This window comes from Winogradskyella psychrotolerans RS-3 (assembly GCF_000427335.1).
Classification (GTDB): domain Bacteria; phylum Bacteroidota; class Bacteroidia; order Flavobacteriales; family Flavobacteriaceae; genus Winogradskyella; species Winogradskyella psychrotolerans.
On sequence record NZ_ATMR01000117.1, the window covers coordinates 1 to 13,343 of the forward strand.

14 protein-coding genes and 1 tRNA gene are annotated in these 13,343 nt (G+C 33.3%); 8 read left to right on the top strand and 7 right to left on the bottom strand.

The features are described from left to right. Positions 1–29: 29 nt before the first annotated feature. Complete coding sequence (locus ADIWIN_RS11410) at positions 30–1,991, bottom strand: endonuclease (RefSeq protein ID WP_020896413.1); 1,962 nt, start codon at positions 1,989–1,991, stop codon at positions 30–32. A gap of 565 nt (positions 1,992–2,556) precedes the next feature. On the opposite strand from ADIWIN_RS11410, the gene ADIWIN_RS11415 reads away from it, so the two are divergent. Both ADIWIN_RS11415 and ADIWIN_RS11420 read left to right on the top strand, forming a co-directional pair. After that, on the top strand, positions 2,557–2,709 hold the full coding sequence (locus ADIWIN_RS11415; protein ID WP_020896414.1) for a hypothetical protein: 153 nt from the start codon (positions 2,557–2,559) through the stop codon (positions 2,707–2,709). A gap of 170 nt (positions 2,710–2,879) precedes the next feature. Next, positions 2,880–3,308, top strand: a complete 429-nt coding sequence (locus ADIWIN_RS11420) for an organic hydroperoxide resistance protein (protein WP_020896415.1) — start codon at positions 2,880–2,882, stop codon at positions 3,306–3,308. 155 nt (positions 3,309–3,463) lie between these two features. On the opposite strand, the gene ADIWIN_RS11425 is transcribed toward ADIWIN_RS11420, so the two are convergent. After that, positions 3,464–3,537: transfer RNA gene (locus ADIWIN_RS11425), tRNA-Arg, on the bottom strand. 118 nt (positions 3,538–3,655) lie between these two features. Here ADIWIN_RS11425 and ADIWIN_RS11430 point away from each other — a divergent pair. The 5 genes from ADIWIN_RS11430 to ADIWIN_RS11450 all read left to right on the top strand — a co-directional run bounded on the left by ADIWIN_RS11430 (position 3,656) and on the right by ADIWIN_RS11450 (position 7,607). Further along, positions 3,656–4,291, top strand: coding sequence for a Crp/Fnr family transcriptional regulator (locus ADIWIN_RS11430; protein WP_020896416.1), 636 nt, complete (start codon positions 3,656–3,658; stop codon positions 4,289–4,291). Between the two features lie 57 nt (positions 4,292–4,348). Further along, positions 4,349–4,906 (top strand): YeeE/YedE family protein, encoded by a 558-nt coding sequence (locus ADIWIN_RS11435; RefSeq protein ID WP_020896417.1) that lies wholly within the window; start codon positions 4,349–4,351, stop codon positions 4,904–4,906. A gap of 2 nt (positions 4,907–4,908) precedes the next feature. Further along, a complete protein-coding gene (locus tag ADIWIN_RS11440) occupies positions 4,909–5,325 on the top strand; it encodes a DUF6691 family protein (RefSeq protein ID WP_020896418.1) in 417 nt (138 codons plus the stop codon). Between the two features lies 1 nt (position 5,326). Then, entirely contained in the window at positions 5,327–6,130 is an 804-nt protein-coding gene (locus tag ADIWIN_RS11445; RefSeq protein ID WP_020896419.1) for a sulfite exporter TauE/SafE family protein, read from the top strand. A 70-nt stretch (positions 6,131–6,200) separates the two neighbouring features. Further along, entirely contained in the window at positions 6,201–7,607 is a 1,407-nt protein-coding gene (locus tag ADIWIN_RS11450) for an MBL fold metallo-hydrolase (protein ID WP_020896420.1), read from the top strand. A gap of 53 nt (positions 7,608–7,660) precedes the next feature. On the opposite strand, the gene ADIWIN_RS11455 is transcribed toward ADIWIN_RS11450, so the two are convergent. Together ADIWIN_RS11455 and prmA are read right to left on the bottom strand one after the other, a co-directional pair. Further along, a complete protein-coding gene (locus ADIWIN_RS11455; protein ID WP_020896421.1) occupies positions 7,661–7,933 on the bottom strand; it encodes an ATP-dependent Clp protease adaptor ClpS in 273 nt (90 codons plus the stop codon). Between the two features lie 66 nt (positions 7,934–7,999). Further along, positions 8,000–8,836, bottom strand: a complete 837-nt coding sequence (prmA, locus tag ADIWIN_RS11460; protein WP_020896422.1) for a 50S ribosomal protein L11 methyltransferase — start codon at positions 8,834–8,836, stop codon at positions 8,000–8,002. Between the two features lie 72 nt (positions 8,837–8,908). Here prmA and ADIWIN_RS11465 point away from each other — a divergent pair, with 72 nt between their 5' ends. Beyond that, positions 8,909–10,111 (top strand): porin, encoded by a 1,203-nt coding sequence (locus tag ADIWIN_RS11465; RefSeq protein ID WP_020896423.1) that lies wholly within the window; start codon positions 8,909–8,911, stop codon positions 10,109–10,111. A 133-nt stretch (positions 10,112–10,244) separates the two neighbouring features. Here the strand turns inward: ADIWIN_RS11465 and tpiA are convergent, their stop codons facing one another. The 3 genes from tpiA to ADIWIN_RS11480 all read right to left on the bottom strand — a co-directional run bounded on the left by tpiA (position 10,245) and on the right by ADIWIN_RS11480 (position 13,327). After that, a complete protein-coding gene (tpiA, locus tag ADIWIN_RS11470) occupies positions 10,245–10,994 on the bottom strand; it encodes a triose-phosphate isomerase (protein WP_020896424.1) in 750 nt (249 codons plus the stop codon). Between the two features lie 85 nt (positions 10,995–11,079). Next, positions 11,080–12,153 (bottom strand): ABC transporter permease, encoded by a 1,074-nt coding sequence (locus tag ADIWIN_RS11475; RefSeq protein ID WP_020896425.1) that lies wholly within the window; start codon positions 12,151–12,153, stop codon positions 11,080–11,082. Positions 12,154–12,232: 79 nt separating this feature from the next. Beyond that, positions 12,233–13,327 carry a BT_3928 family protein gene (locus ADIWIN_RS11480; RefSeq protein ID WP_020896426.1) on the bottom strand — a complete coding sequence of 365 codons (1,095 nt, stop codon included), beginning with the start codon at positions 13,325–13,327 and terminating at the stop codon, positions 12,233–12,235. Positions 13,328–13,343: the final 16 nt, after the last annotated feature.

The following is a 13,343-nucleotide window of genomic DNA, read 5'->3' on the forward strand; positions in this document are numbered from 1 at the left end:
TTGGCTTTTTATTTATAAATACACCTTACTTAATCTACAATAACTTTTTTTATCACGGATTGATTATTACTCGTTAACTTTAAAAGGTACATTCCCGACGTCACATCTAAATCTATATACTCCTCATCAGATTGCGACTGCTTTAAAAGTTTTCCATCTATAGAATAGACCTCAACATCTGCACTCGCATTTAATCCTGAAATATAAACACGTCCAGTTGTTGGATTAGGGAAAATACCCACTTTAAGTTCTGTATTATCATTAACATTTAATACTTGTTCCCAGTCTTCACCAATTCTATTTCCCCAAATATACTCTATCATATCTGGTTGATCTATAAACGGGTTTCTATTCTTTTGCCAGTTATAAACGACGTTATTCCTGTTCATTTCAAAATCATCTGGCGGATCATTTCTATGCCATTCTAATAAGGTTGCTAAATCACCAAACTGACCTGCGATTCCGTCAGGAAATCCGTTTACAATTTCCAATCCATTATAACGTACAGCCATATAGAACACGCCTCTTGCTACATCTCCTTTAAATTTACCTGCTGTTTCACTAGGACCATTATACTCACCATAAAACTGGTTATTTCTACTACTATTTTCTGGTCCGTCTGCAGCTCTTAACGCATGTGCATCAGAATTACCATGACGTAACGAATCCGCTTTGGTTGTCCAATACACATCAATACCATCTGCAATTTCATCTTCCTCTATACTGTCAAAGCCACCACGAGATCTAGGAAATGTATGTTCTCTATTCCACTTCCCTGTACTTAATGAATTAGTTTGAATATCTAACTTAGCACGTCCTACTTCTAAATACACCAACCAAACTTCATTACTATGTTTCGGGTTTTCATCTGCTTCATTTAAAATATCAATAACATCAGCATACGTCTGCGCTCTAACAACACTTGGGTCCGCAATTATATCTTGTAACGCTTGTCTCAATTCTACATCAGCTAAACCATCTAAACTATTATAATAACCATTAGGCTGTGTACTTGCCACAACACCGTACGTTGGTTCTAAAGGTGTTCCCCAAGCTGCAACCGTAAAATCATTATCTACAACTCGTATTTCAATATCACCATTATTAGCAATGATAGGCTCAACTAAATCTAAAAATCTAATTTTTAAAACCTCATCACCTTCATCATCCACATCATCAATTATTGTAATTGTTGTACTCGCCGTAGTCTCACCAACTAAAATTGTAATATTTGTATTACCCGTATAATCTGAGGTATTAAATCCGTAATTATCTAAACTTATATTGAAATTTATATCTGAAGTAATCTCTGTATCTGATGTAAACAAAATATCAAAAGCCTCACCTTCAACGATCTCTGTTTCTGTTACTGAAATTGCTATCGCAGTAATAGTAATACCAGACCCATCATTTTCTCTTCTCGGTGTTGGAGTTGCAGACGAAAACGTTTCATTTCCCATAACATCCACAAAACGTTGAATAGATTTTGGATTGGCATTAGTACCACTATCATTATGCTGAAGTGTTTCACCTAGCTTATCTAATAAACCAGTGGCATCAGAATCATTAGTTCCATACACCATAGCATCAATTAGATTCGTTTGAGTTGCTACCGTTTCTTCTGGGAAATCATTTATTGAAGCTTGATAAATACCTACGGCATCTGGTCCATTCTGAATGACATTTTCGGACATTAAAGATTGTGGAAAAGGAGTCACATTCGCACTTCCTACAACCAACAAACCATTAATATCCGTTGTTAAACCATTTAAGTCATATACAAAATAACTAGAATCACCACCGCTACTCGATCCGTTGAAAAACACTAAGATGTAACCATCTGTCGAAAAATTTGGAGTTTCAGATTTCAGCTCTATAAATTCATGAGTATCTATACTTGGAGAATCAGCTTCCAATTCGTTAATCACTAGAACTTGTGACCAACTAAATCCTGAAACTAATAATAGTAATACAATCGTAATTTTTTTCATCGCTTTTTATTTTTCACAAAGATAGTTTTAATATTAAACACTCTTGTTACGACAAAATTAAATACAAAAAACATCTCAAATAAAACATGAAAATTATCATGAAAAAATTTTCAACAATAACGAAACATTAAAATTTAGTCCTTTTAAAGGCGAAACCCCTCTACGATTTAGATTACCACTAAAAAAAAGCCCTTAAAAAGTATCAAAACGAAACAATAAATACACAATAAAGTAATAAAATAAAACTTAAATATAGAAAAGTTACATAATATTAAAATATAGATCATCTTTTTAGTTATAAATTAGAATTCAAATTCATCAATTTATACCAAATAATTTGGCGGAACATGGTTAAGATTATATATTGAAAACTCAATCAAACAAACAACGTATTTTATTAACCTCTAAACCTAAAACTATGATGACACTAGCTAAATTAATTATTGAAATTATTATTTCATCAATCTAAAAATGAAAACCAACTAAATTACTAACTAAAAACTGTAAAGCTTAGTTCTAGAATAAGTTTTACTATTTTTGCTAAAGATTTATTATTCAATTTACTATGAAAACTAAAATCTTTAAAATCCTGGCTAAACTCAATAAAGCCATACTTCCATCTTACACTAAAAAGCAATTAGACCTTAGCAAAGCTTCTAAGTTTCAACTTGCTATAATAGGTTGGCGTGTTTATGTAACTAAAAATGCGCTTGAATAATTGATAATGTATTGTGAATTCAATGTTTTTTTCTTACTCAGACAGATCACTTTATAATTAACCCTTCTTTTTTATCGTTGTCTAAATTTATGAGAAATTTAAGACAGAAGATTTCATTAGACTGCTGTAACGTAGTATATTTAGTATACTAACATTAAAAACAAAAGACCATGAAAACGTTATACGAAGCAACCACAAAAGCAGATGGAGGAAGATCAGGACATATTACATCAGAAGACGGGCCTTTAGACCACAACCTTTCCGTACCTAAGTCAATGGGAGGAGAAGGTGGAAACGGCACAAATCCAGAACAACTTTTTGGAGCCGCTTACGCCGCATGTTTTGGTGGAGCACTACAATCTGTCGCAAAAAACGAAGGCATTGAAATAGATGATGACGCATTAAGTGTCACAGCTATCATTGGGTTTTGTAAGGATGAAGATGGTTTTTTCTTAGAAGCTACTTTAGATTGTTACATCCCAGGAGTCGATTTAGAAACAGGTGAAGACTTAGTCGAAAAAGCACATGAAGCTTGTCCTTTTAGTAAAGCAACACGCGATAATATTACCGTAAATTTAAATTTATTACTTGATGAGTAAGTTTCAGATATATTAAAAGTTTACCGATAAAATAATTAACAGAACCACGTATATCTTTACGATTTGCGTGGTTTTTTAGTATAAAACAGGCAAATATTCTGCAAATAAAAAAAACCAGCCTTTACATTATTTATGTAAAGCACTGGTTTTTTTAGTGACCTCGACTGGATTCAAACCAGTAACCTCTTGAGCCGTAATCAAGTGCGCTATTCAGTTGCGCCACGAGGCCATTATTTTCACTGTAATAATACCTAATGGTATTTTTTTAAGTGGGTGCAAATATAATACATTTATTAAATGATAGCCAAACTATTTATTTCAAATTTTTAAATTACTATTTTTGAAGTATGATTTCTAAAGAATTACTTCAACCTTTTAATTACTTATTCGACTCAGAACTAATCGATAGTATAGCCAATGTTGCGTTTCTCAAAACTTTTCAGAAAGCGGATATTATTATAGATATTGGTCAGGATCTAAATTTTATTCCTTTACTTATTAAAGGAAATATTAAAGTTTTAAGAGAAGATACTCATGGAGATGAACTCTTACTCTATGTTTTAGAATCTGGAGATACTTGTGCGATGTCATTAACTTGCTGTATGACAAAATCATCCAGTAAAATTAGAGCCGTTGCAGATGAAGACGTTACGGTTATTATGATTCCTATTGCTAATATGAAACTGTGGTTTAATTCTAATGAAAGCTGGCGAAACTTCATATTACAAAGTTACCAAGTTCGTTTTGATGAAATGCTAGAAACAATTGACACGCTCGCTTTTATGAAAATGGAGGAGCGCTTGTTTAAATACCTTACAGATCATGTAAAACTTTCCGCTTCCACAAGTTTAGAAGTCACGCATCAAGAAATTGCCGAAGATTTAAATACCTCCAGAGTTGTAATTTCTCGATTATTAAAACAATTAGAACGAGACAATAAAATTGAACTTGGAAGAAATAAAATTATTGTCTTAGACTTTTAGTAACATTTATCACGCAGTCTTAAAATCAGAAGGCTATTTTTGCATTAAATTAAACGTATGGAATTTATTTTACAACCATGGCCTTGGTACGTTTCCGGACCTATTATTGCCATTATAATGTTTCTTCTTTTGTATTTCGGAAAAACTTTTGGAATGTCCTCAAACCTAAGAACCCTTTGCGCCATTGGTGGAGCAGGAAAACACGCAGAATTCTTTAAATTCGATTGGAAAAGCCAAAGATGGAATCTCGTTGTTGTACTTGGTGCAATTCTTGGCGGGTTTATAGCGCATTATTTTTTATCGAACCCTATTGATATGGATCTTAGTGAAGCTACGGTTAAAGATTTAAACGAACTCGGTTTTAATAATGTCGGACAAAGTTTATTACCACCAGAATTATTTAGTTGGGATGCCGTTTTTAGTCTTAAAGGCATTTTAATCCTTGTTATTGGCGGATTTCTTGTCGGTTTCGGTACACGGTATGCAGGCGGCTGTACTTCTGGCCATGCTATAACGGGATTAAGTAGCTTACAGCTACCATCATTAATTGCTGTTGTTGGTTTCTTTTTAGGAGGCCTTATAATGATTCACCTTATTTTTCCAATACTCTTTTAATTATGGGCAAGTATATAAAGTTTTTTATTGTCGGTATTTTCTTCGGAATTGTTTTAGTAAAGTCTGAAGCTGTGTCTTGGTATCGCATTTTTGAAATGTTTAAATTTCAATCGTTTCATATGTATGGTATTATTGGCACTGCCGTTGGTACCGGTGTGATTCTATTATTAATATCTAAGCAGAAAAAGATACAAACAACAGAAGGCACCACCTTAAGAGTTCCTTTAAAAGAGCGTGGTTTTACACGTTACATCATTGGAGGCACAATCTTTGGGTTGGGTTGGGCACTATCTGGTGCTTGCCCAGGACCGATGTATATCTTAATTGGCACCGGCGCTTTTTCAATTATAATTGTTATTGCAGCGGCCCTATTAGGCACTTATGTTTACGGATTATTAAAAGACAAATTACCACATTAATATGGAACTAGTAGAAATATTAGGTTATATAGGAGCATTGATTGTTGGCTTAGTTTTAGGACTAATAGGTGGAGGTGGCTCTATTTTAACGGTTCCTATTTTAGTTTATTTTTTAGGCTTTAGTCCAATAGTTGCTACTGGCTATTCTCTTTTTATAGTAGGTAGTACAGCTTTAGTTGGTACTATTCGTAACATCAAAAAGAACACGATAGACTTTAAAACGGCTATCATATTTGCAATTCCATCAATACTTACAGTATTCACTGTAAGAAGTTTAGTAATTCCTAACTTACCAGAAGTTTTATTTTCTGTTGGTAATTTTCAGCTTACCAATTCACTTTTTATAATGTTGTTGTTTGCTATTATTATGCTTTTAGCAGGTTGGTCAATGATTAAATCTAAAGTTGTCAATAAAGAAGGTGTCGTAACAAAATTTGATAATACTCACTATTTCGCCATTGGTACTCAAGCTATCGGCATTGGTGCTTTAGCAGGTTTAGTTGGAGCTGGAGGAGGATTTTTAATAGTACCAGCATTGGTATTATTAGTAAAACTTCCCATAAAAAAAGCCATTAGCACATCATTATTTATAATTGCCATTCAATCTCTAATAGGGTTTTTAGGTGATTTAAAAACATTAACTATCGATTGGCACTTTCTAATTACGTTTACCGTGATCTCAATAGTTGGGATTTTTATCGGATTAACATTGTCGAAAAAAATTAGTCCTAAAAAATTAAAACGCGGATTTGGATATTTCACCATAATAATGGCTATCTATATCATTTTCAAGGAGCTGTTTTAACACACTTTGTGATAAATATCACATTTCAAAAAATGAAGTTTTGTAAATTTGTAATACTAATAAATGAATAATGAAAATAGAACAATTATACACAGGCTGTTTAGCACAAGGTGCTTACTATATTGAATCTGAAGGAGAAGTTGCTATAATTGACCCACTTAGAGAAGTTCAGCAATATGTTGATAAGGCCAAAGCCAATAACTCGAAAATCAAATATATTTTAGAAACGCATTTTCATGCTGATTTTGTTTCTGGACATGTCGATTTAGCAAAAGAGACCGGAGCAACTATCGTATTTGGCCCTGGTGCAACTACAGAGTACGACATTCATACCGCTACTGATGGCGAAGAACTAAAACTAGGAAATATTACTATTAAAGTTTTACATACACCTGGTCATACTTTAGAATCGACAACCTATTTACTAATTGACGAAAAAGGAAAAGACCACGCTATCTTTTCTGGTGACACTTTATTTTTAGGTGATGTTGGACGGCCAGATTTAGCCATTAAATCCGATTTAACCAAAGAAGATTTAGCAGCAATGTTATTTGATTCGCTGCGAGATAAAATCATGACACTAGCTGATGACGTTATCGTTTATCCTGCACATGGTGCTGGTTCTGCTTGCGGAAAAAACTTAAGCAAAGAAACTGTCGGTGTTTTAGGTGAACAGAAGAAAACTAATTATGCTTTAAGAGCAGACATGACCAAAGCTGAATTTGTAAAAGAAGTTTTAGATGGTATTGCACCACCACCACAATACTTTGCGAAAAATGCCATGATGAATAAGATGGGTTATGATGCGTTTGATACTGTTTTAAAAACAGGGAATGTTCCTCTTAGTCCAGAAGCGTTTGAAGCGATGGCAAATCATGAATCGGCTTTAGTACTAGATGTTAGAACACAAGCTGATTTTATAGAAAGCCATATTCCTAATTCTATATTTATTGGGCTGAATGGTGGTTTTGCACCATGGGTTGGCGCTCTAATTAAAGACATCAAACAACCTATTGTATTAGTGGTTCCTGAAGGTAAATCTAAAGAAGCTGTTACAAGATTATCTCGTGTTGGCTACGATAACACCTTGGGCTATCTTGAAGGCGGATTAGACGCTTGGAAATATGCAGGAAAAGATATTGAAACTTTAGATTCTATCTCTGCAGAAGAATTTGCAGATAGAGCAAAAGCAAATCAACTTAATGTATTAGATGTACGGAAAGATGGAGAATACCAGTCTACTCATCTAGAAGGCGTTCAACATTTTTCATTAGATCTTATTAATGAGAACATGAATCAGGTTGATAAAGACAAAACTTACTATGTACATTGCGCAGGTGGTTATCGTTCTGTTATTGCGGCCTCTATATTAAAAGCAAGAGGATTTGATAAGCTTGTTGATATTGCTGGTGGATTTGGCGCAATTAAAGACACAGAATTAAAAATGACGGATTTTGTTTGTCCGTCTACGTTGTAAAAAGTTAAACAGAACAATTATATAATAAAAACCCACTTAAGGTGGATTTTTTATTATATAATTTCAGCGCTAAGGCCTGCTTGTAAAAGCTTGGAACAACGTGGTTCTAAATCGTCATAAGAACCTGTCTTTACAGTACATTTACCTTTATAATGAACTAACAATGCACATTGTTCCGCTTGTTCTGGCATGTGATCACAGGCATAAATAAGCGTATCAATAACATGGTCAAACGTATTGACTTCGTCATTAAATAATACGATTTCGTTTTGTTTTAATACTTCTTCTTCTAGAAGTAGTTCTTCTGAATATTTTTCTTTTGTCATAGTGGATATCTTTTTAAGCACATCATCTACAGTGCTTAGTGTGACAGACTCTATTTTTAATTACTACTAATTTATAAATTTTAACGACACCCATTGCCCTTTTTGCAGAGTTTTAGTCAACTTTAACATCTGCTTATTACACTCTGCTTCAATAATTGGAATATCTTCTTGGTAAAAACCACTCAAAAACAAAGATCCATTTTCATTTAAACATTTGGCATATTCTGATATATCAGCCAATAAGATATTTCTATTGATGTTTGCAATGATACTGTCGTATTTTTTGCCGTTTAATAACGTTACATCACCTTCATATACCGAAATATTTTCACAATCATTTCGCTCTACGTTTTCTAAACTATTTAAATAGCACCAATTATCTATATCAATAGCATCTAATTTTGTAGCTCCTACTTTTTCTGCTAATATGGCCAAAACTCCAGTTCCACAACCCATATCTAAAACCGACTTATTTTTAAAATCGTTTTGTAATATATGTTGAATCATCATGTGCGTGGTTTCATGATGCCCTGTACCAAAACTCATTTTGGGTTCAATAATTAAATCATATTTTACATCATCTCGTTTCTCATGAAATGGTGCGCGTACGGAAACCAAATCATCAACGACGATAGGATTAAAATTTTTCTCCCACTCTTCATTCCAGTTGGTCTGTTCTATGTCTTCAAACGTATAATCAATCTTAAATTCGTCTGAACCCAAAATATAAATAGCATCGAGAATGTTTTCATTCCATTCCTCTTTTTGAATATACGCTATGACGCCTTCTTCATTTTCTACAAAGCTTTCAAACCCAGCATAACCCAATTCTGCAATTAAAATCTCAACTGCTGGCTGTAAAGGACTTACTTTAAACGTGTAACCTATATATATTTCGGACATTAATCTTTTTTTTTTGCAAATTTACTAATCATTAATTTAGTTACTAGTATTTTTGCTTCAAATTAAAATGATATGAATAAATATATTGTAGGCATTCTATTTTTGGTTCTATCTCAAGTAACCATTGCTCAAGATGACAACGACATTAAACTATCTGCATTACCGTATTATAGCTATGGTAAAGGTCTAGGAATTACATCACCTGATAGTATTTTTAAACTCAACATTCGTTTTAGAATGCAAAATCGATTTACGTCTCTATATAATGAAGATGAGGAAGATGGATATGAAGCAATGATTAGACGTTTGCGTTTGCGTTTTGATGGTTATGTTGGGGATCCAAGCATTATTTATGTTATTCAATTATCGTTTTCACCAAATGATGTTGGAGCCATTGAGGACGGTGACAATCTTAACATTATTAGAGATGCGATTGTATTTTATAGACCCGATGAGCATTGGAATATTGGTTTCGGACAAACCAAACTTCCTGGAAATAGGCAACGTATTAATTCCTCTGGTGCTTTACAGCTTACAGATCGCTCTATAAACAATGCGCGTTTTAATATTGATAGAGATTTTGGTTTACAAGTCTATTACTTAAATGAATTACAAGACAAGCTCTCTTATAATTTAAAAACAGCGATTAGTACTGGTGAAGGTCGAAACTGGACTAAAGAACCTGATAACGGATTAGCGTTTACAGGGCGTTTAGAACTCTTTCCTTTTGGTGCTTTTAAAAGTAACGGGATGTTATTTGAAGGAGATATAAAACGTGAAGAAACCCCTAAACTAATGCTATCTGGTGTTTACCATTACAATAACAACGCACGAAGAACACGTGGAACTATTGGTGATGAGTTGTTTGCGCAACGCGACATCCAATCCTTATTTTTAGATGCTATAGTAAAGTATAATGGTTGGGCATTTCAAACGGCTTATATGCAGAGAACTGCTGATGATCCTATAACTTTTAATCCGGATGATGCTTTAGATTCTCAATACGTTTTCACAGGAAGTGGATTTGATACCCAATTGAGTTATATTTTTGCCAATAACTATGAAGTTATTGGCCGTTATTCTTACCAAGAACCACACAAAGATATTGAAGCGTTAACTCCACAAACTAATCAATACAGTCTTGGTGTTACGAAATATATTTGGGAACATGCTTTAAAATTACAAGCCGAACTTACGAATACAGAATTAAACTATTTAGATTCTAGCAGCACTAGCAATTGGTATTTAAGATTTCAGGTTGAAATAGGTATATAGTCTAATTCACTCCTTTTGAATTCTAGAAAACAATCTAGACTTCAAGCAAAAAAAGTCCTTAAACGTATTGGATATCTCCAAAAGTTTAAGGACTTTTTAATTTATTAAAACTTAGTTTATAAGTTAATATTTTTTAGAATGCATTTACAATCGCATAGAAATCTTCTGCGTTAAGTGCTGCTCCTCCAATTAAACCACCATCAACATCTGGTTTACCAAAGATCTCTTTAGCGTTTCCTGGTTTTACACTTCCTCCGTATAAAATTGAAACAGAATCAGCGACATCGTTACCATATTTATCTGCTAAGGTTTTTCTAATAAAGGCATGCATATCTTGTGCTTGCTCTGGGCTAGCTGTTTCACCTGTTCCGATGGCCCAAACTGGTTCATAAGCTAAAACAATATTTTTAAAAGCATCAGCTTCTAAATGAAATAAGGCATTTTTAATCTGACCTTCTACAACAGCTTCATGGTTTTCAGATTTTCTATCTTGTAATTCTTCTCCAAAACAAAAAATTGAACGCATATCATTTGCTAAAGCTGCATCCACTTTTTTAGCTAAAGATTCATCTGTTTCATTGTAATACGCACGACGTTCGCTATGACCTAAAATAACCGTTTTAATTCCGATACTTTTTAACATACTAGCGCTAATTTCACCTGTATACGCACCATTTTCTGCAAAGTGCATGTTCTGCGCAATAACTTCTATAGACTCTTGTCTTAAAGACTCAAACGCTTGCCATAAATTAGTAAACGTTGGTGCAATCATAACCTCAGCATCTGATGTTTGATTTTGCTTTAACAAATCTGTTATCAGAAGTTCCGATTGCGGTAAATCATTATTCATTTTCCAGTTTCCGGCTACGATATGTTTTCTCATAATATAAGTATATTGAATTTTTAATTTTAGTACACAAAAATAATACAATAAAGATAATGGTAAATTGACTATTATCAGTATTTCATTAGGATAACTTCACTCTAGGGTCTAACCAAGCGTAAATTACATCTACAAAAATATTAATCGTAATAAATATAATTGCAATCACTAAAACAGCTCCCATTATTACTGGTAAATCTAAAGTATTCAGCGCATTTACAATTTCTTTTCCTAAGCCGTTCCATCCAAAAATATATTCCACAAAAACAGCTCCTGCTAACATGGATGCAAACCAACCTGAAATGGCAGTAACGACAGGATTTAAAGCATTTTTAACCGCATGATTTTTAATCACCTGAAACTCACTCAAGCCTTTGGCTCTAGCCGTTCTTATATAATCTTGGTTTAAAACTTCTAATAGCGAATTTCGCATTAACTGAATCACAACGGCTAATGGTCTAATCCCTAAAACGATTGCTGGAAGGATTAAGTTTTTCCATTGAATATTCATTTTTTCACCAAAATCATCAAGTTCATACAAACTACCTGTCATTTCTAAATTGGTGTATTTATGTAACACAAAACCAAATAACCATGCAAATAAAATGGCACTAAAAAATGACGGTACACTCATCCCAAACGTACTTAAAATTTGAATGGTTTTATCTATCCAAGTGTCTTTGTATAATGCTGAAATGATTCCAAAAACAATACCTAAGGCAATGGCGATAATAATAGCAGAAATTGCTAAAACAAACGTATTCGGAATGGTTTCACCGATAATCTGACTTACTTTTTTTCCTTGTTTGGCAAAGGATTCGCGTAAATAAGGCGCTTTAATAACCGTAGTTGTATTCCCTAAACTAAATAGCGCTGTTGCTGTATACTTATTGGGTCCTAAATAGGTATAATCATTTTTGGTTTTAGAATGAAACGAAATGGGAGATAAATCATTCAGGTAATACAAAAACTGCGTTCCGATAGGCTTATCAAATCCGTATTTCTTCTTTACCGCAGCAACCTGTTCTTCTGATTGGTTTTGTCCTAACATCATTTTTGCAGGATCACCAAGTTTATTAAATAAAAAGAAAATGACGGTTATAACACCAAGTAAGGTGATAAAGGCATAAAAGATTTTATTGATTAAATATCTTATCAAAAAAGTTAGTTGTTATAATTCTAAATGGTGTTTAAATCGTATTTAACTGCAAAATGAGCCTGAATACTGCAACTATCGATTATAATTCAATATCCTCAATATCATTCCAATGGGCTTTGTTTACAACAGTTCCTTTGTTTAATATGATAATTCCAGGATTTGCACGTACAATGGTTTTAACCACTTTTTCATCACAGAGATAAATATCGAAATTAAAATTATAGGCCGCTTTTGCTTGCGCTTTATCTGCAGCACCAGATGACGATAAACCAATTACAGTATAGCCTTTGTTAATAGCCTCATCTGTAAACGATTTCAACTTTGCCATACCTTCAGCTTCTCCTTTTGTGACATTATACATGGTTACCATCATTAATTTTTCTTGCTCTAAGAAATACCCTGTTAAATCTTCATCATCAGATTCTATAGAAAAATCTTGAATTGCAGGAATATACCCTTCATCTATAGTCTTAGTTTCTACTCCAACATACTCACCGTCTACACTAGGATAACTTCCGTTGGTCACAAACTCTTGCTCTTCACCATTGACATTAAATATCCAGGTATACTCTAAAATTGGTTTTTGAGCATCTTCTGGAACCGCCATTTCTTCAGGTAAATTTTTATCAATCGCATAGGCTCTAAAATCTATAGAAGGTAAATGCATTAAGACATGATACCCAAACCAAAGCGACACAATAAAACTCAATAATGCGATAACTGTCATTGGTAATTTTGAAAACAAAGGTTTGATGTGTTTTACACCGAAAAACAAAATTAGAGTTAATACTAAAAGCACCACATCTTTTGTAAAGCTTTCCCATGGCGTTAATTTTAAAGCATCACCAAAGCAGCCACAATCTTTTACTTTATCGAAATATGCCGAATAAAACGTAAGGAACGTAAAAAAGACAATCATCAATAATAAACTCCAAACCGTGAATTTAGGTTTATAGCCAATTAATAAGAAGACCCCTAAAACGACTTCAAAGACCACAACAATAACTGAAATACCAAGTGCATACGGAATTAGAAACTCCAAATTTAAAACATCAGACCCAAAATATTCTTCTAATTTATACGAAAACCCAAGCGGATCATTCAATTTTATAAACCCTGAAATAATAAATAATATTCCTGTAAAAATTCTGCTAAGATGTACAATGTATTTCATAAATATTTTAATTCCA